Below are 21,879 nucleotides of genomic sequence, written 5' to 3' on the forward strand. Positions count from 1 at the left end.
CCCGCGGGGCATCATTCGCAACGGACGGCGGTGATCACGTTGTCCTTGTCGATGAACACGCGCAGGCGATCCTTGCGCAGGTCGCGCGACGTGATCGTGGCCGGGCCGATCGGGTTGATCAGGCCGGCGCCGCTCTGCAGCAGCAGCTTGCGCATGTTCGCCTGGTCGGCCGGCTGGCCGATGGCCCAGCCCAGGGCATCGGCCTTGCACAGGCCCGGCCCCTTGATCTCCGGGCCCGGCGTGCTGACGCAGGCGGCCAGCGAGAGGGTGCCGGCGAGCATGATCGCGGCGAGGGGATAACGGGAAAGGGATGACATCGGGTCGCTCCTGCGGGGTCAGGCGCCGACCATACCACCGCCGTGTGCATCGCCGCGTGGTGGGGACCCCGCGACCGTTGGACGCAGCCTGCGCGGCTGATGGGGCAGGGCGCAACGGCCGCCGGCGCTACACTGGCGGCCCCTCAGATCGGCCATGCCGGGAGTCGCAGGTGCTGCACGTGTTCATGCTTGGCGGGCGCCATGCCCGGGCCAGGATCGAGGTCCACGATGTGGCCTTCGCCAATGTCGATGTCATCGAAGAGGCTTACCCGCAGTTGCGCCAGGAGTGGTTCGGCGAACGCAAAGGGCTGCATGTCGATGGCTGGCTCGCAGTGGATGGGGTGGAGGCGTACCGGGTGCGCTTCGGCGAGGTGGCCCCGGCCGCGGGCGCGCCGCGGCTCTACTTCCTCAATCTCGGCGGGTATGCCGCCGGCGCGCTGGGCGAGGCCCATGACTACCGGCTGCTGGTCGCCACCAGTGTCGAAGAGGCCAAGCACAAGGCCAAGGTGCTGCGCGATGCCAGCTGGTTCAAGCCGCATACCGATGCCCTGCTGGAGGTCGATGACTGTATCGCCATCGACCAGGTCGGCGGCCGGTATGTGCAGCTTGAGCGCGGGGAGCACCAGGGCATCGCGCTGGTCAGTGACTACATCGTGATCGGTTGAACGGCCCCGATTGCCCGCGGCCGTCCCGCTGGCGCATAGTGTCGCGGTCTTGTGAGGTCCGGCGATGTCGCCGCGACAGGTCAACCAACGGAAGTAGCGCATGCAGAGCAGGAAGATCACCGCAGCAGTGATCGTGACGCTGGGAATGATGATGGCCGGCAACGCCGTGGCGGCCGAGCCGGACGCACCCGTGTTCGGTGGCTGGCGCAACCTGCATTCGGCCAGTGGCGCCGAGCCGGTGCTGAGGAACCAGCCGTTTGCGATCCTGCCGGGCGAGGTTGCCAAGGGCGAGCGGTTCGCGATCCTGGACCGCGAGAACAAGCAGGCAGTGTGCTGCCTGGTGGTGGACAGCGACCGTCTCGATGCGATCGCGCTGGAAACCCGCTACCGGCTGCCCGGGGTATGGATCGCCGATCTGCTCGGCAACGAGGACTACAACCGCCGGCACGGCGACCCGCATGTGTTCGCGATGGCGCGCGAGGGCGAGCTGGTCGACCATGTCTTCTCGCAGGAAGGCGGCGGCTACAGCGACCTCGGCGGCCTGCTGCTGCCGGCCGGGGCCGCGCTGGATGCCAGTGGTGGCAGCATCAAGTTCGGTACCACCACGTACCGCCTGCAGGTGCAGTCGCAGCGCTTCGCCGATGACAATGGCGCGCTGGACCGCTACACCCTGCTGCCGCCGGCACCGGCCGCGCCGGTGGTGGTCGAGGTGCCGTACAGCACCTACTGACACAGAAGCGACAGAACCGGCACGGTACAATCGCGCCCGCCCACCGGCACTGCCGGCCGGGCCCGCATCCTTGTCCGAGCCTGTCCGTGATCGCCCGATTCTTCCTGTCCTGCGCGCTGCTGTTGTTGGCAGCCTGCGCCACGCCGGCCCGGCCGCCGGCCAAGCCGCCCGCCAATCCGGACGCCCTGTGGGGCATCATCCAGCGCGACTGCGCCGACGCAGCCGCCCCCCGTGGCAGCTGCCTGGCGGTGGCCGTCGAGGCGCAGCGCCGCGATGTGCTGCTCAAGGATTCGCACGGCCACTACCAGTTCCTGGTGTTGCCGCTGGACCGGGTCTCGGGGATCGAAAGCCCCGCGCTGCTGCGGGCCGGAGCGCCGAACTACTTCGCCGCGGCCTGGGCCGCCCGCAGCCACACCGAGCAGGCGCTGGGCCGGTCACTGCCGCGCGACGTGGCCAGCCTGGCCTTGAACTCGCCGCATGGGCGTTCCCAGCACCAGTTGCACATCCACGTGGATTGCCTGCGGGCCGATGTCCTGACCCAGCTGCGCCGGCTGCAGCCCTCCATCGGCGCGGATTGGCAGCCACTGCCGGAGCCGCTGCGCGGGCATGCCTATCTCGCCCGCCAGCTGCCGGGTGCCGCGCTCACCGCGAATCCGGTCCGTCTGCTGGCCGCTCATCTGGCCGAGCCCGCCGATATCGGCAACTGGTCGCTGGTGGTGGTCGGGCAGACGGACCCCGCCGGTGCGCCCGGATTCGTGCTGTTGGCCACCCGGCTGGACCTGGCAGCGGGCAACAAAGCCAGTGGTGAGGAGCTGCAGGATCACGCCTGCGCCGTATTGACCGGTGCCGCCGGCCCGCTGGACGGTGTGCTGTGAGGCGTTGCCGGGGCAGGGCGCGCAGCATTGGCTTGCGCACGGCCGGGTAAACACGTCGGACCTGCGCACCGTGTCGGATCCGGCCCGCTCGTAGCGGCGTGTATCTCGCTTCCGGGACGGCGCCTGTATCGCCGATCAGGCAGTGCCGGACTGACGTGGACTCACCGGACACTCGCGCGGCGCGGGGAATCCAGCGTGATTGAAATAAAAACCACGGACGTGGCACGTTATAGTGGCCGTTCAATGCGGTTCCCGCTTTCGCGCCCGGGCTGACTGGCGCGACGTATCCGACTTAATCCATGACTGCTGAAACCACGACTCCGCCCGCCGCTGCGCCGTCCCAGGCCACCGGTCCGCTGTTCTACCAGACGCCCGTGCCGCTGCGCTCGGATCTGCATGCCGCCTGGCGCCTGGTGCCCGACACCGCGCATTTTGCTGCCGACACCAATGCGATCCCCGCCGTGATCGGCGAGTTCGGCTCGCTGGCCCAGCATTACCCGATCATTTTCACCGGGAAGGACGCGATGCCGCTGGTGGCCGTCGGCCTGGCCCAGCGCAACCTGTTTGTTGCCGATGGTGTATGGGACGAGCAGAGCTACGTGCCGGCGTACGTGCGCCGCTACCCGTTCGTGTTCATGCAGGCGGGTGAGCAGGACGAATACGTGCTCGCGCTCGACTCGGCCGCCAAGCAGGTCAACCAGGGCCAGAGCGAGGACGGCGTGCCGCTGTTCCAGGATGGCAAGGCGACCGAGATTGTCGACAACGCGATGCGCTTCTGCGGCGATTACACGCGCGAGCATGACCAGACCCGTCGCTTCACCGCCGCGCTGATCGAGAACGAACTGCTGATCGACCGCAACATCGACGTCACCCTGGCCGATGGCCGGCAGATGTCGATCAACGGCTTCCAGGTCGTGGACGTGGAGAAGTTCGCCGCGTTGCCGGACGCCACCGTCGTGGCCTGGCACCGCAGCGGCTGGCTGGCGCTGGTGCATCACCACCTGAGCTCGCTGGCCCGTTTCAGCGCGCTGGTGAGCCGTCAGAGCGCGCTGCCTGCCGACGCCTGATTCAAGGCGCGTGGGCGATCACGGAAACGGCGGCCGCAGGGCCGCCGTTTTTCGTTGTGCCGGGCAGGGCGCGGATCAATCGCGGGTGCTGACTTCCCAGTTGGCATGCACCACGCCGGGCTGACGCTGCAGCCGCGCGACCACGGCATCGAGCTCATCGGCACTGACGGCGGTGCTGACCAGGATCGCGACCAGCTCCACCGGGCCGTCTGCGTGTTCGATCACCTGCACGTCGCTGACCGGGTACTGCGCGGCCTCCAGTGCGTCCACCAGGCGTTCGCGTGCCAGGGGCGTGGCCGCAGGGTCCACGCTCAGGCGCACCTCGTAGGTCGCTTCGGAGGCGGCCTCATTGATCGGGATGCGGTTGATCGCGTTGACCAACGGGCGCAACAGCGTGTTGCCAGCGATGATCAGCACGGTCAGCAGCGCGCCTTCGGCCAGCATGTCCGCACCGGTGCACGCACCGACCGCCGCCGAGCACCACAGCGTCGCGGCGGTGTTCAGGCCACGCACGTTCATGCCTTCCTTCATGATCACGCCGGCGCCGAGGAAACCGACCCCGGACACCACGTAGGAGATCACCCGCACGGCTTCAGCGTTGCCGGCGATGCGCATGCCCAGATCCACGAAGGCCGCTGCGCCGACCGCGACCAGCACATTGGTGCGCAGTCCGGCGGTGCGCTGGCGGTACTGCCGTTCCGCGCCGATCAAGGTGCCGAGCACGAACGCGGCGACCAGGCTGACCACGGTGTCCAGGAAGGGATACAGCTCGAAGGTCTGGATGAAGCGCATGCGGAATCCTTGCAGGGCAGGGCTTAGGCAAAATCCCGATAAGCATATCCCGGGCGGTCATTTCCTCCTTTTCCGCCTGTTCAGCAGAATCACGGCCCCTCCCTCACTACGCTCTGGCACGGGCTTGTCCGCGCCGGGACGTAGCTCTTTTACCGGAAATCTGCATGTCTGTGCTGTATCGCCCGCTGCGTCGGCGGGTCTTGGTTATGTCGTTGTTGCCCCTGCTCGGCGCAGGTTCCGTGGTCCACGCGGCCGATGCGCCGACCCAGCTCGATGCGGTCACGGTCACCGGCTCGCGCATCCCCCGCGCCAGCGTGGAAGGGCCCTCGCCGGTCACCGTGATCACCCAGGAGCAGATCGAGGCGCAGGGCTACCGCAGCGCCTTCGAAGCGCTCAGCGCGCTGACCGAGAACACCGGCAACGTGCAGGGTGAGGATTTCGGCAACACCTTCACGCCGGCTGCCAACACCATCAACCTGCGTGGCCTCGGCCCCAACCGCACGCTGGTGCTGGTCAACGGTCGCCGCCAGTCGGATTACCCGCTGGCCTACGAAGGCTCGGTCAATGTGGTCAACCTGGCCAACATCCCGAGTGCGCTGATCGACCGGATCGAAGTGCTGGCGGGGGGCGCGTCGGCGGTCTATGGGTCGGATGCGATCGCCGGTGTGGTCAACATCATCCTCAAGAAGACCTACGACGGCGTCGGCATCAATGTGCGCGCCGGCACCACCGAACAGGGCGGGGGCGACAACCAGCGCCTGCAGGCGGTTGGCGGCGGCTCGGGTGAGAACTGGGACGCGATCTTCGGGCTGGAGATCGCCAACCGCAAGGCGATCTACGGCTCGCAGCGCGATTTCATGGATTCGCTGACCGATGATCCACGTGGCGTGGCACCGCTGGCGACGGCGGTGGCGTATCGCCGCAACGCCTCCACCAACAACTACATCGATCCCGGTACCGACGGCTGCGATGCCGCCAGCACGCTGTATGGCGGCAGCGTGTTCCGCGCGCAGAATCCGCGCCAGGGCGGATACTGCGGCAGCAATGAGGCCGCGCCGACGTTCTGGACCGTGCAGACCGAGAAGCGCAACATCGATGCTTACAGCGCGGTGACGTGGCGCTTGAACGATCGCCAGGAACTGTTCGCCGATGCGGCCATCGGCACCGCGCGTATCTACAACAACACCCGTGCACCGAGCTGGACCTCCTCGCGCAATTACTTCTACAACCAGAACAGCGGTCAGCTGGAAAGCTGGTACCGGCGTTTCGCACCGGAAGAGATCGGCGGCGTGCAGCGCAATGCCAACCGGTTCCTGGAGCAGTCCTGGTCATTCAACGTGGGCGCGCGTGGCAGTATCGGCGGCTCGGACTGGGATTACGAAGCGGCCTACAGCCGCTCGCGCTATGAGAACAAGACGCAGCGCCCGGGCCTGCTGATCGACATCAATACGTACATGCTCGGCCCGCAGCTGGGCACCCGTAATGGCGTGGAGGTGTATGCACCGGATCCATCACGCCTGTATCAGCCGCTGACCCCGGGCGAGTATGAAGGCCTGTCGGGCCGCTACGAGAGCCGCAACGCCGCGTGGCTGCAGACAGCCAGCGTCAGCGTCAACGGCCAGCTGTTCGATCTGCCCGGTGGCCGCGCCGCGCTGGCAGCCGTCGTCGAAGCGGGCAGCCAGGGCTACAGCAACCGCCCGGACCCGGCACTGGCGCAGGGCGTGTTCTGGAATCTCAACGCAGGCATCCCCGCCGGTGGCGAACGTGATCGCTACGCAGCCGGCGTGGAACTGCAGCTGCCGTTGCTGGAGCGCCTGACCGCCACCGTGGCGGGACGCTACGACCAGTACCGCGCGGCCGGTGACCACCTGGGCAAGGCGACCTGGAGCACCGGCTTGGAGTTCCGTCCGTTCGATACGCTGCTGCTGCGTGCCAGTGCGGCGACCAGCTTCCGCGCGCCGGACATGAACTACGTGTTCGCGACCGAAACGCGTGGCTACAACCCCGGCATGACCGACTACTGGCGCTGCCGCAGTGCCGGCCAGGCGTATGACGACTGTGACTTCAGCGGGCTGGCGATCGACTACACCAGCGGCGCCAACCCGCAGCTGCAGCCGGAAACCGCCAAATCGTATGGCCTGGGCTTCGTGTGGTCGCCCTCGGCCAACCTGGACTTCACGGCGGACTACTACGACATCCGCATCGACGATGAGGTCACCAATCTCGATGCGACCCGCATCCTGAAGGACGAAGCGGACTGCCGCCTCGGCCAGACCGTGGGCGGTGACGCACGCGATATCGGCTCGGCACAGTGCCAGGATGCACTGCGCCGGGTGATCCGCAACCCGGCCGATGCCGCAGTGCAGCCGAACCAGGTCGTGCGCGTGCTGATCAACCCGATCAACGCCGCCTCCGAAACCGTGCGCGGCATCGACCTGAAGTCGAATCTGCGCTGGGATGCAGGCCGTTATGGTCGCTTCTCGGCCCGCGTGGCGTACTCGCTGGTGATCGATCACAGCTACCGCCAGTTCGCTGGCGATGACGTGCAGGATCAGCGCAATTCGCTGGATTCCTACCAGTGGCGCAGCAAGGTCAACGGCAGCGTCACCTGGGCGATCAATGACTGGACCGCCACCCTGTATGGCATGCGCTACGGCTCGTTGCCCAAGACCGATGGCAGTGGCCGCATCGCCCCGTACATGACCTACAACGCCAGTCTGTACCGCAAGCTCAATGACAACGCCACGCTCGGCCTGATCGTCAACAACCTGCGCGACAGCCGCCCACCGGCGGACAAGAACGGCGGTGGCTGGCCGTTCTACCCGGTCGGCAACTACGACCCCTACGGTCGCCAGCTGTGGCTGGAGTTCGACTACCGCTTCCTGTAATCCGCTCGCGGGCCCGGCAATGCCGGGCCCGCTGCGTTTGGGTCACAGGCGCCGAAGCTGCTCAGATCACCATCGCGCCCAATACCGCCAGTGCCAGGATGATCAGCAGCACGCCAGACAGGCGCTCGATCCACGGCAGCGCTGCGTTGAATCGGTCCATCGCTGCCGCGCGCCCAACCATACCGGCCATCAACAGGTCCCAGCCGAGCACCACCGCGAACATCCACACCGCGTAGAACAGCCGTGTTCCGGCGGTATTGTCCGGCCCACTCAACATGGCCGCCAGGCTGGCGTAGAACAGGGCGTTCTTGGGGTTGAGCAGGGCGGAGACGGCGCCCAGTCCGAGGGCTCGAATCCACGCGGAACGCTGAGCCGGGCGGGACAGCTCCGCCGGTTGCTCGCCAGGCAGACGCAGTGAGGCGGTCCCGGCATGGCGCAGGAACAGCAGGCCGATGTACAGCAGGAAGGCGCAGCCCGCTATCTGGATCACCCGAAAGAGCGCGCTGCCGGATTGCAGCCCCGCGACGCCGGAGAACGCCAGCGCAATATAGGCACCGTTGGCCAATGCAACCCCGATGCATGCGCCGCTTGCAACACGCCAGCCCTGATGGATTGCGGTGCGGGTGATCAGAAAGAAGTCCGGCCCGGGCGACAGCAGCGCCAGAAAGTGCACGGCAGCAACGAGCAGAAACTGTTCCATGGGGGGCGGGCAGGCTTCAATGGGGCGCCTGACTGTGCCGATGTTGCGCGGCGATGTATTGCACGATATTGCGCAGTACTCAGCGGCGATAACGGCCTGGCGTAATACCGGCGTGAGCTTTGAACAGGCGCTGGAAATGGCTCTGGTCTGCAAAGCCGAGCGCGTGTGCGACCTCGGCCAGCGGTTGCCCTCGACCAAGGCGCTCGCGGGCGAGATTGATCCGCCGATTGAGCTGCCAGGCATGTGGCGTCAGTCCAGTGGCATTGCGAAACGCCCGGATCATCGCGTAGCGGTCCATCCCCGTGCATGTGGCCAGATCGGCCAGCGACACGCTCGACATCGGCGCGGCGTCCAGCAGGGCGAATGCTGGCTGCAGTCGCCGGTGTTGCGCTGCACTTGCGTGCGGGGCGGGAACCGGCGCCCCGGCAAGGACGTCGAGATCGTCGATGAAAGCGACGACAGCTGCTTCCTTTTCACCGGGATCGACACTGGAGAACAGCAGGGCATTCATGTCGCAGAACAGCCGGTAGCGCACCGGGCTGCGGTCGATCCGGATCAGCGGCGCCGCTGGGGCGTCTTTGTCGATGGGGTGCCTGTCTTCCGTGACTGCCGCCACCCATGCTGCATCCAGATGCAGCATCTGGTAGCTCCAGGCGGTGTTGGGCGCTGGATTGCAGGCGTGTACACGGTGCGCCGGCACGATGACCAAGGTGCCGGGTTGAAGGCGGTGCTGTCCGCCAGGCGCGCCGCTGAACATGCTCTCACCCGCGTCCACGGCGCCGATCGACCAGGTGGGATGACTGTGCGGGCGGTAACAGGCCCGGCTGTTGCACGCGCGACGTGACTCAACCCACGGCAGCTGGGGGTCCCGCCAGAAGTCGTTCTCCGAGGCAATGCGGCCGGAAGCGGGGCGCTCGCGTATGCTTGCCGCCTGAAACTCACTGCAATCCATGCGCCATGATAAATCACCTTCACTACCGCCGTGCGCTGCCCGACGATGCCGCTGCCTGCATCGATCTGCGCGGACGCACCCGCGAGAACGCCTTCTCCGCCGCACAGCTGGCCGAACTGGGCATCACCGAAGACAGCTGGGCGGCCGGTATCCGTGACGATGCATTGCCGGGCCATATCGCACTCGAACACGGGCGGATGGTCGGGTATTGCTTTGGCGATCGCGAAGGCGGGGAGATCGTGGTCCTGGCGTTGCTGCCGGCCCATGAAGGGCGGGGCATCGGTCGGCACTTGCTGGATCTGGCCATCGCCGATCTGGTCGAGGCAGGCCATACGCGGCTGATCCTGGGGTGTGCAGCGGATCCGGCGGTGCGCTCGCACGGCTTCTATCGTTACCTCGGCTGGCGGCCCACCGGTGAGATCGATGCGCTGGGCGATGAGCTGCTTGAGCTGCATGTGGGCGCCACGCCGTAGGATCGGGGTAGGGCGTAGTACTGACGTCGTGTCGGGATCATGCGCGTCGCGCGTCCAGCGTGCGGCAGGTCACGGCCGGGGATAAGGGGCTATGGACATGCTGCAGCCTCGTGGAGGGAGCTGAGCCGTGTCTGTATGGATGTTGGCCATCATGATGAGCGCTGCAGTGAGCGAGGTTTTTCCGCAGCAGGTGCACACCTGTGTCGTGCATGGCAGCCGTCAGTACCAGTCCACGCCGTGCACCGGCCGGACCGAGCGCATCCGTGACATGCCGCCGCCTGCGGAGACGCGCGCCAATACGTTGTACATCGAATCGCTTCGCCAGGAGCTCAAGGCCAAACGGCGCGCAGAGACTGCACCGGCGCGCCCGCGCCGGTCGCCGCGCCGCAACGTGCAGCCGGCAGCCGCCTTCCGGGGCGCAGTGATCTCGGTGCATGCCGATCCGGTCCGGTGCGATGCCGCGCGCCGCCAGCGCGAGACAACCTACGCGAAGGCGGGTGACCGCCCGAGCCTGGCACTGAGCCGGCGGATGGATGACCTGGTGCACGATGCCTGCCGGTGAGATGCAGGCATCGTCGGCACTCACTGCCGTCAGTGGCGGTCCATCAGATAGCGCGCCACGGCATCGAACGCCGGCAGGGTGGTCGGGTCATTGGCGCTGTTGCCGGCCACCGGGTGCGAGCCGAACCGCGCGATCACCACGCGTGCGGTGGGATCGATGTACAGCGCCTGGCCGTGCACGCCGCGCGCCATGTAGGCGCCATGGTCGTTGTGCGATATCCACCACATGCCGCGATAGCTCCAGCCCGGCAGCTGGGGATAGCCGGCCTTGGCGAAGGCCTGCTTGTTGCCACCCGCGCGGATCCGGGCGATCGCGGCGGCGGGCACGATGGGCTGGCCGTTGACCGTGCCGTCGTCGAGCAGCAGCTGGCCGACGCGGACCAGATCCCGCAGGCCGGCATTGAAGCCGCCACCCGCAAACGGCGTGCCGCTGGAGTCAACGGTGTAATAGGCATCCTGCTCGGCACCAAGCCGTTGCCAGATCCGCGATTGCAGCAACTGTGCAACCGACTGCCCCGTACGCCGGGCGATGATCCAGCCCAGCGCGTCCGTATTGATCGTTTTGTAGCCAAAAGCCTCGCCGTGGCGGCCCTGCTTCTGTACTGTCTGCAGGTAATCGTAATAGCTGCGCGGCCCGGTGTAGCCGGCAGGCGGGGGCAGAGTGCTGCCCGCCGCGGAGAACGCCCAGACCTCGGCGTTGGGGTCGGCGTAGTCTTCGCTGTAGCGCAGTGCCGTGGTCATCTCCAGTACCTGCTTGACCGTGGCATCGCCGAACGCACTGTCCTTCAGCTCGGGAACAATCGCGCTGACGCGCTGGGTTTCATCGATCACCCCCTCGGCGACCAGCATCTCGCCGAGCAGACCGGTCATCGACTTGCTGACGGACATCGCACCGTGCTGGCCGTGCTCGTCCAGGCAGCCGCTGTAACGTTCGTAGACCACCACCCCGTCGTGCAGCACCACGATGCCGTCGGTGTAGTTGGCCGACAGCGACTGTGCCCAGGTCATCTGACTGTTGGTGCCGGTGGGCGTGAACGACAGCGCGTCGATCGCGGCATCCAGCCGACGCGGCAGGTCATGCGCGGCACCCGGTCCCCGGCTGACGCCCACGGTGGGCATCAACTGGCGGAAATGGCAGGCCGTCCAGCGCAGCTTGGGGAAGCTGAAATAGTCGTCATCCGTGTAACGGATGCGCTTGTCTTCCGGCGGCGGCGCGCCCTGCATCCAGCCCAGCAGCCTGGGATCGGATGCTTCGGCCGACAGTGGCGGCAATGTAGGCGATGGAGGCGAGGGCGGGGCGGCAGGGGCGGCGACCGGCAGGGCGAGCGCGGCAACCAGGGCCGCGGCCAGCCGTGTGCGGGAGGACACCAGGGCGGCGCGCGCGCGGGACAGGGCGCTACGGGGGCGTGGAACGGGCATGGTGCACTCCTTGCTGATGCGCAGTACGTCTGCGCCATCAAGGGTACTGCACCGGAAAGAAAGACGGCGCCATCGGCGCCGTCTGTCACGTGCCCCGCAACTACAGGGCCGGATGCCGTTACGGGTTGGCGGGGTTGCCCTGCGGGGCAGGGTCCGGCGTGGCCGTTTCGGCCGAGGGCAGCGACAGTGCCGGGTTCAGCTGCTGGGCCTGCAATGTCTGGATGCGCTGGTTGAGCGCGTCCAGTTCGCTGTGGCTGCTGCGCAGGTCCGTGCTCAGGCTGACCGCCTGCTGCTTGGCCTGTTCCAGCGAGGCGCTGACCTGCAGCGACTGCTGGCGCTGGAGATCCGCTTCCTGCTGCAGGCTGCGCAGCCGCTCTTCGTTGTAGGCGACCAGGTTTTCGGTATAGCGCTTGCCGGCCTGCAGGCGGGTGGTGTCGATATACACCTGCGCCAGCTGCTCGGTCTGCTCGACGAACGTGCGGTAGACCTTCTCGGCGTTGTCGACCGAATCGGTCTTGATCACGCGCCAGAAATCCTTCTCGTGGAACAGCGCCACGTAATAGTTCAGCGTGCTGGTATTGAACAGCAGGCTGGCACCATAACTGCCGTTATAGGTGGTGCGCAGCTCGGTGAGCTGCTTGGAATCCACCAGCTGGCGCAGTTCATCCACGGTATTGCGGACTACCGGCGCCGGGCGCGTGGCGGTATCCACGGCCGGCTCGGCACGCGGTGCGCGCGCGGCCAGGGCCTGCGGGACGACGCTCAATGTCAGCAGCAACACAATCCCACCGGTCAGCGCGTGCGCGACGATGGAACCAACCCCTTTTCTCTCTCGCATATTCAGGCCATCCACGAGTGGATTATCAGTGAAGTAAAGTCCCCGCCGAAGTCTAGCACGCACAATCGCGTGGTCTGCACTTCGCCGCAGCGTCAATAAACCAACTGCGCCGGGCTGCACTGGATGGACTGCATGTGCACGTCGGTCCGGCCCAGCTCCAGCCCGAGTATCTGGGCCAGGGTCTGCGAGAGCAGGGTGCCGACGCCGTTGAGCAGCGGCTTGAGGGTCTCCAGCACCGGGGTCAGTGCCAGGCACAGCAGGCCGCTGCAGCGGAACTGGTCGGTGCCCGGGTCGATCACCCCGGTGCCGTCGCCGAGATCCTGCAGACCGCCGGGCCGGGTCTGCATGTAAGCGGCCAGGTTGGATTTGACGCAGTTGTTGTAGTTGAGCAGCGTGCTGAGCAGGCTGTTGCAGCGGTTGATCACCAGACCACCGAGGATGGGGCCCAGCACGCCACTTAGTCCGCCCATGCCTTCACCCGTGACCGTGGCGTTGTATCCGACCCAGACCGAGCCCGGCTTGAAGCAGGTCTCGAGGTTCAGGAGGCCACATGGGTAGGGCACGGCGTTGGGTAGTTCCCAGTCACCCAGCGCACCGATGCCGCGGGACGGATCACCCATGCGCAGGAGCTCGATGGTCTTTTTGGCATCGTAGAACCCGTTCCCCGGATTGGCCGCCTTGAGATACTGATCTGCCAGGCGGGCGGCCGTTGTGGCATCACTACTGCCCTGCTTGCCCGGGGTGAGCACGTTGCTCAGCACGCGCAGCAGTTCGCTGACCAGGCCGGAGACGGCTGTGCCGACCTGGGCCTGGTTGAAGGAAGTGGACGCGGTCTCCCCGGCGGCCAGGGTAATGCTCTCATCGCGGGTCAGCGCATTGAGGGAAATCTTGTCGGTGACCAGTGGTGCCCCCAGCAGGGTCAGCAGCTGCTCGTTCTGCAGCCCCGTATCGCACACGTTGCGCTGCGAAAACTGATTGGCCGCATCCACACGGCCTACGCAGGCGCGCAGCAGCGACGACTGCACCCGCACCGTCGCCGTTGGCGGGGTCGCGCCGCAGTTCAACGCCTCCAGTGTGCCCATCGCGTTGGTCACGTCGGCATAGATCGGCAGGTTCAGGCGGATGCCCAGCGAGTTGAGTACGGGGCCGAGCAGCGCCAGGCCGCCAGTATCGATGTTGATCTTCAGCCGGACCTGCGCGTTGTAGGCGCGCGTGCCGACACCGCCGATGGCGATGGACGGCGGTTCAATGATCGCCGCCTGCGTTTTGACCATGCCAAGGATGTCGAGATTGTTGACAGCGACCCCGTTGCCGCCGCTGGCGATGCTGATGCTGGTGGTGATCAGGTCCAGCGCGTTGACGTCGGCCTGCAATGCCGGAGATGCAGGGCCTTCGGGAGCCACGATGTGTGCAAACAGGCCGCCCGCGGCATCGGTGCTGCCAAGCTGGACATTGAGTTGATTGAGATCGAGCTTCGCCGCGAGCGCATTGCGCAGCGCGCGCAGATCCACGTTGGCGACCCCACTGTTGGTCAGTACCGTAGCGGTGGCATCCAGCAGCTGGCCGAGCGAGACCCGGTTGGCGGCCAGCAGTGCGTTGAACTCGGCGACGCCGATATTGGCTTTGACCGGAATCCCCAGCGCCTGCAGCAGGCCGCCCGGCGTGACGTTCGCCTGGGCCAATCCGTCATAGCCAAGCAGGGTGGTCCGGTCCAGATTGACACCCACCAGGTTGAGCACATTGCCCAGCGGCGTATTGCCATTGACCCGCAGCAACTGCGAGCCCACCGAGAACACCGCGATTGGCGGTGCACGGGTGGCCACGGCCTCCGCACGCAGCGTGGGCAGGCGCGTGTTCTGGCCGAAGAACGGCACGACCGAGCGCGTCGCGACCACTTTGACCGCATTGAGCGGGCCGGCCGCGTCCAGGGTCATGCTGAAATGATCGTCCGCGCCGCGGCCCGGGTTCCAGTTGCCGCACTGGATTGCCAGCGTGCCGGTGAAGCCGTTGTCTTTCTGCGCGTTGCCGCGGGCGGCGCTGTTGTCACGGCGGTCGGCACTGCACAGGTCCAACCGCTGCGCGCCGGCCATCGAGGCCAGGTCGACCACCTTCTGCGCATCCCGCTTGGCCCAGTACAGATAGCCCACTTCGACCAGGCCGAGCATGCCGACCAGGCCAAGCAGCACCAGCATCATGGTGACCGACATCCCGCCGCGCAGCCGCCGTCGGGACGGCCGGGGTGCGTAGGCGCTGGAGTGGTACATGGCCTTGCCCTCCTTAGTTGGTGTCAGCGCCGTCCTTCTTGACGCTGGTCTTGAGGAACTCGGGAATCTCGTGCTCGAAGCTCTTGAGGTAGCGCGCGTAGCTGGCGGCGGCCTGGTCACCCAGGATCGGCAGTCGCGCCCCGGCATGGGTGCCCTGGGCCTGCATGCGCAGCAGGTCGCGGGTGGTCTGGCCGATCTCGCCGCGCGGTGGCGGTGCGGGCGGCGTGTAGCGCTCGGCAGGTGTGGCGGCTGCGTAAGCAGGGGCACGTTCCACGTAAGCCGGTACGGGCTCAACGCGCTCAACGGGTGCGGGCGGGGGCAGCGGCGTGGTGACGGCCGTGGGGCCATCCTGCCCGCCCAGCATCTGCCCGGTGAGCGGTGCCTGCTGCGCGATCACGGGCGCCGCCCAGGTCACCAGCATCAGCAGCAGGCCAGTGTGCAGGAGGGGAACAGGCATGCGACGCAGCTGGCTCATGGCGTGGTCTCGCTGGCAGGAGAGGGCGTGCTGAAGCGTTCGAGCATCGATGGCGCAAGGCGGGCATCGGCACTGGTGCGGCGATCGGTGTCCACCGCCACGTGGCGCGAGGCGGACCGCGGGGCAGCCGGCTGCGGCGCAGGCAGCGCGACGGGCCGGGGCCCGGGCGCGGGCGCGGCGGCCGCTGCCGCTGCCGCGACACTGGCAGGCGCGCGTTGCACGGAGGGTGCGGGGGTCGCCTGCTGGCGCAGTTGCTCGGCCAGGCGGCGCACCTCTGCCTGCGCACCGTCGGTCAGCCGCGCATTGCGCATGATCGTCTCGGCCATCGCTGTCTGGCCACGCAGCAGTGCCCACACCGCCAGATTGGCATTCGCCTTGGCGCTGCCCGGCGAAAGCTCGGCGGCCTTGGCCAGCGGTTCCTGCGCGCGGGTCCAGTCACCTGCGCGCAGCCGGGCGAAGCCGAGATCGCCCAGGTAGCCCGTGTTCAACGGTTGCAGCTGCACCGCCTTCGCCAGTGCCTGCTCGGCCCGTGCCGGGTCGCCATCGCGGGCGGCGATCAGGCCCAGGCCGTGCCATGCCGCGGCGGCTTGTGGCCCGTTGGTGAGGCTGCCGTACATGGCCAGCGCGGCCTCGCGCTGGCCGGTTTCGCGCAGCGCATCGGCATTCAACAGCCGCAGCTGAGGGCTGTCGCCATACCGTTGCCGATAGGCATCCACGTGCGCGAGCGAGGCGTAGTACGCACCTTGCTGCTGCATCTTCGAAATCAGCTCGGCGTAGAGCTGCTTGTCGTCCTGGGGCGCTACCTCCGGCGACGCCAGCGCCATCGGGTCCTGGCGGTAACCGTTGCGCACGTTCGAACAGGCCGCGCAGAGCGCCGTCGCGGCGAGCAGCAGGCAGAGGCGGGGAAGCACGGCGTGGCGCATGGCGTTCAATCCAGTTTGGTCAGGGCGGAGGCGAGGGCGATGATGGCCGGACCGGCCAGCACCAGCATCAACGCCGGCAACAACGTCAACATCATCACTACGGTCATCTTCACCGAGAGCTTGCCGACCTTCTCCTTGAGCGTGGAACGGCGCTGCTCGCGCAGGCGGAGGCTGAATTGACGCAGCGGTTCCTGCACCGCGCCGCCATGTGCATGGACCTGCAGGATCAGTTGCACCAGGCTGCGCAGGTCTTCGTCATCGAATGATTCGCCGAGGCGACGCAGTGACTGCTCCCGGCTGCGACCATGCATGTAGGCGATGTTGGCCTGGTGGATCTCCCGGCCCAGCACCGGGACCGCGTTGCGCAGTTTGTCGCCGAGGGTCTGCAGGCTCTGGTCCATGCTGAAGCCCACGCCCTGCAGCAGCCGCAACAGGTCGATCAGCAGCGGCAGCTCGGCGGTCACCTGTCTGCGCAGGCGCATCGCCCAGGCACGCAGGGCGAATTTCGGCAGCAGTATGCCGAACGCCAGCGCGCCGAAGATCACCATCGCGCGGCTGAAGCCGGTGCTGTGGTTGAAGGCCAGCACCAGGGCCAGCGTGGTGACCGCGATCAACAGGCGCAGGCCGAGGAAGATCGCGGTGCCGGCGTGGGTGTTCCATCCGGCTTGATCGAGCAGCAGCCGATCTTCCGGAGCCAGCAGTGCCGCTTCGATACGCCCGCCGTTGAAGCGCTGGCCGAACGCGGCGACACCCTTGAGCCAGCGCTGGCGCAGGCTCACCGCCGGCTGGGGTGGGGCGGCCGGTGTGCCCGCCACATCGCGCGGCCGCAATGCGGCCTGCAACGCATCCTGGTGGCGTTGTTCGCGTCCGCTCAGCACCCAGCCACGCACCCCCAACAGGGCCACGCCGGCGGCGAGCACCAACAACGTGGCGATCCACCAGCTGCTACTGGTCATGCGGGCCTCCGATCTGGACGTGCAGGCAGGTACTCATATGGATTTGGCCAGCCGGTACAGCAGGAAGCCGCCGATCAGCTCCAGTCCCAATGCCCACAGCAGCAGCTTGTGGCCGAGCGGCTCGTGCAGGATCGGCTGGAAAAAATCCGGGCTGGTGATCGCCATCAGTACGGCACTGATCGGTGGCAGCAGGCCGAGCACCCAGGCCGACATCCGGGTCTCGGAGGTGGTGGCCATCAGTTCCTGCTGGGCCTGATCCAGATCGCGCATGAAATCGGCCATGCGCTGCAGGATCTGATCGGCGCGGCCGCCGATGCGCACGCTGACGCCCAACACCACCGAGAGCACATTCAAGGCTTCCAGCCGATAGGGCTGGGCGGCCTGCGCCAGCGCGCGGTCCAGGTCCAGGCCGCTGCGGGTGTAGGACAGGGTGGCATCGAGCAGGCCCCGCAGCGGCATCGGCATCTGCGCGGCCGATGTCTGGAAGGCCATCTGCAGGCTGTTGCCCAGACCGGCCAGGCGCACAAGGTTGTCGAGGAAATCCGGCAACTGGCGCAGCAGCTTGGCCTGCAGACGGTTGATCCGCCGCGACACCCAGAACCAGGCCGCCAGAGCGCTCAGTACCAGGACAATCGGCGCAGCCCACACCGTGCCGAGGCGTGCACTGGCGATCCAGGCCAGCAGCGACGCGGCGGCGAGGATGAGCAGCGGTACCCGCCAACCGGTCGGCAGTGCAGCGCGCTGCATCAACGCGTCCCAAGGCAGCCCCGCCGGCGCCGTGCTCACCGGCATCGGCGCCTGGCTGTCACCCATGCCTGCCAGGCGCGGCGAGGTGTCCGGACGCGCCAGCCGCTGCTCGGCGTGCTGCAGCGACAACCTGCGTTGCTCGCGTGCGGCAGCGCCGCCCCACAGCTCCACGGCCAGGGCGATCAGCACCAGTGCCGCACTGCACAGGAGCAGGACGAAGGCCATGCTCAGAAGCCTCCGCCCAGTGCTTCGCGCAGCTGCCGGCGGAACGGTTCGAGCTTGTGCGAGTGCGGCTGGAAGCCGAGCCCGACCCAACGGTCGTACTCGTTGCCATCGGCGTCGATCTGCACTTCGTGACGGAACATCTCCTGGGTGGCGATCATGTTGTCGGTGACCCCGGTGATTTCCGTGATCGAGATGAGCACGCGGCGGCCGCTGCCCAGTCGCGAGATCTGCACGATGAAATCAATGGCGCTGGCGATCTGTCGGCGCAGACTGTCCTCGCTGCCCTGGAAGCCGGCAAACCCGGCCAGCATCTCGATCCGGTACAGGCAATCGCGCGGTGAGTTGGCGTGGATGGTGGCCATCGAGCCGTCATGGCCGGTGTTCATCGCCTGCAGCATTTCCAGCACTTCGGCGCCACGCACTTCGCCGACCACGATCCGGTCCGGGCGCATGCGCAGGCTGTTGCGGACCAGATCGCGGATGCTGATCGCGCCATTGCCGTCCGCGCCGCCGATACGGCTTTCCAGGCGCACCACGTGTGGATGGTTGAGCGAGAGCTCGGCAGTGTCTTCAACGGTGATCACGCGTTCGTTGGCTGGAATGTAATTGGCCAGTGCATTGAGCAGCGAGGTCTTGCCCGAACTGGTGCCGCCGGACACCAGGATGTTGCAGCGCCCCAGTACCATCGCATGCAGCAGCGCCTGCATCGGGCGGTCGAACGTGCCCATGCGCAGCAGTTCATCGGGGGTGAACGGGTCCTTGCGGAACTTGCGGATCGAGACCATCGGCCCATCCACGGCCAACGGCGAGATGATGGCATTGAGGCGGCCGCCGTTGGGCAGGCGCGCATCCACCATCGGGTTGGACTCGTCCAGGCGGCGCCCGAGCGGGGCCAGGATCCGGCGCAGGATCCGCAGCAGGTGGCTGTCATCGCTGAAACGCTGCGGCGCCCGCTTGAGCATGCCGCCCTGGGAAACGTGGATGTCCTTGTAGCCGTTGATCAGGATGTCCTCGATCTCCGGGTCATGCAGCAGGTCATCCAGCGGGCCGAAGCCGGTCAGCTCCTTGACCAGCGCAGTGGCGACGATGTCCTTCTCGGCTTCGTTGATCGGGATCCGCCATTCGTGGACGAAGCCGGCGGTCTGCGCGTGCACGTAGCGCGACACGGTGTCCGGCGCCCACGCATCGATATCGATGCGCTCGTCCTCGATGCTGTTGAGAAGATGCTCATGTGCGGCGATCAGCACCTTCTGGTACTGCTCGGACTGCTCGAACGGCTGCACGCCGTGCTCGGCCTCGGTGCCGGCGTCGGCGCGGGCGGTGGCAGTCGGGAACGGGGTCACTTTGTCTTCCATGGGGAACCACTCAGGCGGAGGGCGAGGTGTTCCCGCCAGCCCCTGGCCGGCGCGGGGGCCGTCGGATCCAGGTGCGACAACAGCGGGGCAAGGGCACGCACATACGGGTCGCGTGGCGCATCCTGCAGCAGCAGGCGGCCATGGCTGGCACTGGAGCGCAGTGTGGGCCGATCCGGCAGCACTGCCAACAGGGGCAGCTCGAAGCGGGCGGCGATCTGCGCCGGGCTCAGTCCACTGGCATCGTCGTGGCGGTTGATGATCAGCTGCACGCGGGCATCGCGCGCCCCCACCTGGGTAAGATGACGGAGAATCTGGTCGAGCGAGACCAGGGTGCCGATCGACTGGTCGGCGATCAGCCAGATCTCATCGGCGCTGTTGAGCAGCGATACCGGCAACTGGCGCAGCGGGACACCGCCGAGATCGCACAGCACGGTGTGGAAGACACTGCGCAGGCGCTGCATCAGCATGCCCGGGTCCGCAAGCGTGGCGCCTTCCATGCCGGGCGGCTGGCCGAGCAGGGTGACGCCGCTGGGATGATGGGCCAGCGCGGTGCGCACCAGCGTCGCATCGATACGCCCGGCATTACGCAGCGCGTCGTCGAAATGGAAGGTGGGGTCCACATTGAGGTACAGCGTCAGATCGCCGGTGGGCTGGCCCAGATCCAGCAGCAGGGTCTGCGCACCGGCGGGCACCGTCGCGGCCGGGGCACCCTGATGGGCCGTGTCGGTCTGCTGGGCGAGCACCCCCAGGTGCGCCGCCAGGGTGCTGCTGCCCACGCCAGGCCGCACGCCCAGCAGCAGAACCATGCGTGCACGTGCCGGTGATGTGGCCGGAACGCTGCTGCGGCCCTGCGCGGCGAGTGAGGCAGCACGGCGCAGCACCGCCTCCATTTCCTGCGGCGCGCTGTCCAGATCGAGCAGATCTCGCAACCCGGCGCGCAGCGCAGCCACGACGCCATCCATGTGGTCGGCATGGGTGGAGCCGATCGCCACCAGCGGCAGCTCCGGCGCCTGCGCCTGCAATTGCCGGGTCAACGCGGCGGAAAATGCCGCCTGCTCATGCCGATAGTCCAGCAGCACCACACAGCCGGTGTCGCGCAGCGGCTCCAGCGCCGAGGCCGGTGCGGCGCTGTCCAGCCACTGCACCATGCCCAGCGACGGCAGCAACGCCGAGAGCAGGGTGGCGAGTTCGCGGTCCGGTGCAAACAGCACGAGCTTCATCGAAGCATCCCGTGGTTGGACCAGCTGCAGAGTGGCGGACATGAGGGGCGGGTTCCTGACATTGGGCTCAGCGCGAGAAGCCGGGCAGCTGGTCCGAGGAGGCCGGGCTCAGCAGCCAGGCGCCCCATACCGGCAGGTTCGGCGATGCCTCGCGCTGGCCCGGCAGCGGCACTTCGGTGCCCTGGGCCAGCGGCTGCACCAGGCGTGGCGTGACGATGATGACCAGCTCCTTCTCTTCCTTCTTGTAGTTGAGGGTGCGGAAGAAGGAGCCGATGATCGGCAGATCGCCGAGCAGCGGCACCTTGTCCACGTTGGAGCTGACGTTGTTGCTGACCAGCCCGCCGATCACGAAGGTTTCGCCGTCGCCGAGCTCGACCGTGGTGTCCGCGCGGCGCGTGGTGATCGAGGGCACCTGCACGTCGTTGTAGGTGATGCCGGCGGCATAGTTGAGATCGCTGGCTTCCGGGGCGACCTTCAGCGCGATGCGGTTCGGCCCGAGTACGGTCGGCGTCACGGTCAGGCCGATGCCGAAGGGCTTGAACGTCACCGTGGTGGTGCCCAGGCCCTGCGGCTCGAGGATCGGCAGCTCGCCACCGGCCAGGAAGCTCGCGCTCTGCCCGGACAAAGCGACCAGGGTCGGCTCGGCCAGCACCCGGGCCATGCCGTTGCTCTGCAGCAGGTCGATGTTCGCGTCCCAGCCGTGGGTGAGGGATTTGAACACCAGCCCGAACGCCGAGGAAAGCGGGTTGGTGATGATGACGTCGTCCGGGCCTGCCGATTCGCCTGCCGGCAACACGCCGGGCAGGGTCGCGCCCGGCCGGGTGATGCCGTAGTAGAAGCCGTTGTTGCGGTTGAAGTTCTTGTTGCCGAAGCTCATGCCGATCTGGCGCAGCACCGACTTGTTGAACTCGACGATCTTCACCTCGACCTGGACCACGCCGCCACTGGCGATGGTGGAGACATCGGCCAGCTGCCCGTCTTTGCCGACCGCCATGGCGGCTGCCTTGACGCTGTTCTGGTGGTCCAGCAGCGAGGGGCTCAGGCCCTGCAGCAGGCCTTGACCGTCCTGCACGATCAGCTCGGTGCCACCGCCCTGCGCGCTCAGTGCGCCTTGGATGGCGCTGCGCACCTCCACCTGCAGCCGTTCCGGCTCGCGGTTGCCATTACGCCACAGCAGCAGGGTGGTGCTGCCGGGCGCCTTGCCAACCAGCAGCGCCTCGCGGCCACGCAGCATCACCACGTCGGCCACGCTGGGGTCGGCAATGGCCACCCGCTCCAGGTTGGCAGGCAGTGACCACGGGCGCTGCTCGCGGGTCTGCAGCACCAGCTCCGCCTCGGCGCTGGCCAGCAGCGGGCTGCTGATCAACACGCCGGCCAGCAGGCAGCGCGGCAGGGCGTGGGAGAGGCGGCGCGCGAGGGTGGGGCGTTCGGTCATGG

The 21,879-nt window shown here is 67.4% G+C and carries 21 protein-coding genes; 7 read left to right on the plus strand and 14 right to left on the minus strand.

Annotation, left to right across the window (positions count from 1 at the left end):
- Positions 1 to 11: 11 nt before the first annotated feature.
- Positions 12 to 317, minus strand: coding sequence for a hypothetical protein (locus ABE571_RS07985; protein ID WP_313211434.1), 306 nt, complete (start codon positions 315 to 317; stop codon positions 12 to 14).
- Positions 318 to 487: 170 nt separating this feature from the next.
- Between ABE571_RS07985 and ABE571_RS07990 the strand changes: the two genes are divergently transcribed.
- The 4 genes from ABE571_RS07990 to ABE571_RS08005 all read left to right on the plus strand — a co-directional run bounded on the left by ABE571_RS07990 (position 488) and on the right by ABE571_RS08005 (position 3,654).
- The gene (locus ABE571_RS07990) at positions 488 to 982 is read left to right on the plus strand and encodes a DUF1543 domain-containing protein (RefSeq protein ID WP_313211433.1); all 495 of its coding nucleotides are present in this window, start codon (positions 488 to 490) and stop codon (positions 980 to 982) included.
- A gap of 100 nt (positions 983 to 1,082) precedes the next feature.
- Complete coding sequence (locus ABE571_RS07995) at positions 1,083 to 1,712, plus strand: decarboxylase (protein WP_346462534.1); 630 nt, start codon at positions 1,083 to 1,085, stop codon at positions 1,710 to 1,712.
- A gap of 86 nt (positions 1,713 to 1,798) precedes the next feature.
- Positions 1,799 to 2,587: a CDP-diacylglycerol diphosphatase gene (locus ABE571_RS08000; protein ID WP_346493513.1), complete on the plus strand. Its 789-nt coding sequence runs from the start codon at positions 1,799 to 1,801 to the stop codon at positions 2,585 to 2,587.
- Positions 2,588 to 2,886: 299 nt separating this feature from the next.
- On the plus strand, positions 2,887 to 3,654 hold the full coding sequence (locus tag ABE571_RS08005) for a SapC family protein (protein ID WP_313211429.1): 768 nt from the start codon (positions 2,887 to 2,889) through the stop codon (positions 3,652 to 3,654).
- A 75-nt stretch (positions 3,655 to 3,729) separates the two neighbouring features.
- Here ABE571_RS08005 and ABE571_RS08010 read toward each other — a convergent pair whose 3' ends face one another.
- Positions 3,730 to 4,446, minus strand: a complete 717-nt coding sequence (locus ABE571_RS08010; protein WP_346493514.1) for an MgtC/SapB family protein — start codon at positions 4,444 to 4,446, stop codon at positions 3,730 to 3,732.
- Positions 4,447 to 4,610: 164 nt separating this feature from the next.
- Between ABE571_RS08010 and ABE571_RS08015 the strand changes: the two genes are divergently transcribed.
- The gene (locus ABE571_RS08015) at positions 4,611 to 7,334 is read left to right on the plus strand and encodes a TonB-dependent receptor (protein WP_346493515.1); all 2,724 of its coding nucleotides are present in this window, start codon (positions 4,611 to 4,613) and stop codon (positions 7,332 to 7,334) included.
- Between the two features lie 61 nt (positions 7,335 to 7,395).
- Here the strand turns inward: ABE571_RS08015 and ABE571_RS08020 are convergent, their stop codons facing one another.
- Both ABE571_RS08020 and ABE571_RS08025 read right to left on the minus strand, forming a co-directional pair.
- Positions 7,396 to 8,034: a LysE family translocator gene (locus ABE571_RS08020; protein WP_313211426.1), complete on the minus strand. Its 639-nt coding sequence runs from the start codon at positions 8,032 to 8,034 to the stop codon at positions 7,396 to 7,398.
- A gap of 79 nt (positions 8,035 to 8,113) precedes the next feature.
- Positions 8,114 to 8,986, minus strand: coding sequence for an AraC family transcriptional regulator (locus ABE571_RS08025; RefSeq protein WP_346462527.1), 873 nt, complete (start codon positions 8,984 to 8,986; stop codon positions 8,114 to 8,116).
- Between the two features lie 5 nt (positions 8,987 to 8,991).
- On the opposite strand from ABE571_RS08025, the gene ABE571_RS08030 reads away from it, so the two are divergent.
- Together ABE571_RS08030 and ABE571_RS08035 are read left to right on the plus strand one after the other, a co-directional pair.
- On the plus strand, positions 8,992 to 9,459 hold the full coding sequence (locus ABE571_RS08030; RefSeq protein WP_346493516.1) for a GNAT family N-acetyltransferase: 468 nt from the start codon (positions 8,992 to 8,994) through the stop codon (positions 9,457 to 9,459).
- 127 nt (positions 9,460 to 9,586) lie between these two features.
- Positions 9,587 to 10,021 (plus strand): hypothetical protein, encoded by a 435-nt coding sequence (locus ABE571_RS08035; RefSeq protein ID WP_346493517.1) that lies wholly within the window; start codon positions 9,587 to 9,589, stop codon positions 10,019 to 10,021.
- 29 nt (positions 10,022 to 10,050) lie between these two features.
- Here ABE571_RS08035 and ABE571_RS08040 read toward each other — a convergent pair whose 3' ends face one another.
- The 10 genes from ABE571_RS08040 to ABE571_RS08085 all read right to left on the minus strand — a co-directional run bounded on the left by ABE571_RS08040 (position 10,051) and on the right by ABE571_RS08085 (position 21,877).
- The gene (locus ABE571_RS08040; RefSeq protein ID WP_346493518.1) at positions 10,051 to 11,439 is read right to left on the minus strand and encodes a serine hydrolase; all 1,389 of its coding nucleotides are present in this window, start codon (positions 11,437 to 11,439) and stop codon (positions 10,051 to 10,053) included.
- A 118-nt stretch (positions 11,440 to 11,557) separates the two neighbouring features.
- On the minus strand, positions 11,558 to 12,277 hold the full coding sequence (locus ABE571_RS08045) for a DUF2968 domain-containing protein (protein ID WP_313211420.1): 720 nt from the start codon (positions 12,275 to 12,277) through the stop codon (positions 11,558 to 11,560).
- A 92-nt stretch (positions 12,278 to 12,369) separates the two neighbouring features.
- Positions 12,370 to 14,541 carry a TadG family pilus assembly protein gene (locus ABE571_RS08050; protein ID WP_346493519.1) on the minus strand — a complete coding sequence of 724 codons (2,172 nt, stop codon included), beginning with the start codon at positions 14,539 to 14,541 and terminating at the stop codon, positions 12,370 to 12,372.
- Positions 14,542 to 14,554: 13 nt separating this feature from the next.
- A complete protein-coding gene (locus tag ABE571_RS08055; RefSeq protein WP_346493520.1) occupies positions 14,555 to 14,998 on the minus strand; it encodes a DUF3613 domain-containing protein in 444 nt (147 codons plus the stop codon).
- Between the two features lie 14 nt (positions 14,999 to 15,012).
- Positions 15,013 to 15,939 (minus strand): tetratricopeptide repeat protein, encoded by a 927-nt coding sequence (locus tag ABE571_RS08060; protein ID WP_346493521.1) that lies wholly within the window; start codon positions 15,937 to 15,939, stop codon positions 15,013 to 15,015.
- A 5-nt stretch (positions 15,940 to 15,944) separates the two neighbouring features.
- Positions 15,945 to 16,895, minus strand: a complete 951-nt coding sequence (locus ABE571_RS08065) for a type II secretion system F family protein (protein ID WP_346493522.1) — start codon at positions 16,893 to 16,895, stop codon at positions 15,945 to 15,947.
- A 33-nt stretch (positions 16,896 to 16,928) separates the two neighbouring features.
- Entirely contained in the window at positions 16,929 to 17,867 is a 939-nt protein-coding gene (locus tag ABE571_RS08070; protein WP_313211415.1) for a type II secretion system F family protein, read from the minus strand.
- A 2-nt stretch (positions 17,868 to 17,869) separates the two neighbouring features.
- Positions 17,870 to 19,222 carry a CpaF family protein gene (locus tag ABE571_RS08075; RefSeq protein WP_313211414.1) on the minus strand — a complete coding sequence of 451 codons (1,353 nt, stop codon included), beginning with the start codon at positions 19,220 to 19,222 and terminating at the stop codon, positions 17,870 to 17,872.
- A complete protein-coding gene (locus ABE571_RS08080; protein ID WP_346493523.1) occupies positions 19,207 to 20,484 on the minus strand; it encodes a fimbrial protein in 1,278 nt (425 codons plus the stop codon). Before ABE571_RS08080 ends, ABE571_RS08075 begins: the two co-directional genes overlap by 16 nt.
- 25 nt (positions 20,485 to 20,509) lie before the next feature.
- Entirely contained in the window at positions 20,510 to 21,877 is a 1,368-nt protein-coding gene (locus tag ABE571_RS08085; RefSeq protein ID WP_346493524.1) for a type II and III secretion system protein family protein, read from the minus strand.
- Between the last annotated feature and the right edge of the window lie 2 nt (positions 21,878 to 21,879).

The sequence above is a fragment of the Stenotrophomonas sp. TWI273 genome, assembly GCF_039674765.1.
Taxonomy (GTDB): Bacteria; Pseudomonadota; Gammaproteobacteria; order Xanthomonadales; family Xanthomonadaceae; genus Stenotrophomonas.

What these genes read in the sequence shown, in the direction of transcription:
- ABE571_RS07985 (WP_313211434.1), bottom strand. Translation starts at nt 317, where the DNA reads ATGTCATCCCTTTCCCGTTATCCCCTCGCCGCGATCATGCTCGCCGGC.
- ABE571_RS07995 (WP_346462534.1), top strand. Translation starts at nt 1,083, where the DNA reads ATGCAGAGCAGGAAGATCACCGCAGCAGTGATCGTGACGCTGGGAATG.
- ABE571_RS08005 (WP_313211429.1), top strand. Translation starts at nt 2,887, where the DNA reads ATGACTGCTGAAACCACGACTCCGCCCGCCGCTGCGCCGTCCCAGGCC.
- ABE571_RS08010 (WP_346493514.1), bottom strand. Translation starts at nt 4,446, where the DNA reads ATGCGCTTCATCCAGACCTTCGAGCTGTATCCCTTCCTGGACACCGTG.
- ABE571_RS08015 (WP_346493515.1), top strand. Translation starts at nt 4,611, where the DNA reads ATGTCTGTGCTGTATCGCCCGCTGCGTCGGCGGGTCTTGGTTATGTCG.
- ABE571_RS08020 (WP_313211426.1), bottom strand. Translation starts at nt 8,034, where the DNA reads ATGGAACAGTTTCTGCTCGTTGCTGCCGTGCACTTTCTGGCGCTGCTG.
- ABE571_RS08025 (WP_346462527.1), bottom strand. Translation starts at nt 8,986, where the DNA reads ATGGATTGCAGTGAGTTTCAGGCGGCAAGCATACGCGAGCGCCCCGCT.
- ABE571_RS08030 (WP_346493516.1), top strand. Translation starts at nt 8,992, where the DNA reads ATGATAAATCACCTTCACTACCGCCGTGCGCTGCCCGACGATGCCGCT.
- ABE571_RS08040 (WP_346493518.1), bottom strand. Translation starts at nt 11,439, where the DNA reads ATGCCCGTTCCACGCCCCCGTAGCGCCCTGTCCCGCGCGCGCGCCGCC.
- ABE571_RS08045 (WP_313211420.1), bottom strand. Translation starts at nt 12,277, where the DNA reads ATGCGAGAGAGAAAAGGGGTTGGTTCCATCGTCGCGCACGCGCTGACC.
- ABE571_RS08050 (WP_346493519.1), bottom strand. Translation starts at nt 14,541, where the DNA reads ATGTACCACTCCAGCGCCTACGCACCCCGGCCGTCCCGACGGCGGCTG.
- ABE571_RS08055 (WP_346493520.1), bottom strand. Translation starts at nt 14,998, where the DNA reads ATGCCTGTTCCCCTCCTGCACACTGGCCTGCTGCTGATGCTGGTGACC.
- ABE571_RS08060 (WP_346493521.1), bottom strand. Translation starts at nt 15,939, where the DNA reads ATGCGCCACGCCGTGCTTCCCCGCCTCTGCCTGCTGCTCGCCGCGACG.
- ABE571_RS08065 (WP_346493522.1), bottom strand. Translation starts at nt 16,895, where the DNA reads ATGACCAGTAGCAGCTGGTGGATCGCCACGTTGTTGGTGCTCGCCGCC.
- ABE571_RS08070 (WP_313211415.1), bottom strand. Translation starts at nt 17,867, where the DNA reads ATGGCCTTCGTCCTGCTCCTGTGCAGTGCGGCACTGGTGCTGATCGCC.
- ABE571_RS08075 (WP_313211414.1), bottom strand. Translation starts at nt 19,222, where the DNA reads ATGGAAGACAAAGTGACCCCGTTCCCGACTGCCACCGCCCGCGCCGAC.
- ABE571_RS08080 (WP_346493523.1), bottom strand. Translation starts at nt 20,484, where the DNA reads ATGTCCGCCACTCTGCAGCTGGTCCAACCACGGGATGCTTCGATGAAG.
- ABE571_RS08085 (WP_346493524.1), bottom strand. Translation starts at nt 21,877, where the DNA reads ATGACCGAACGCCCCACCCTCGCGCGCCGCCTCTCCCACGCCCTGCCG.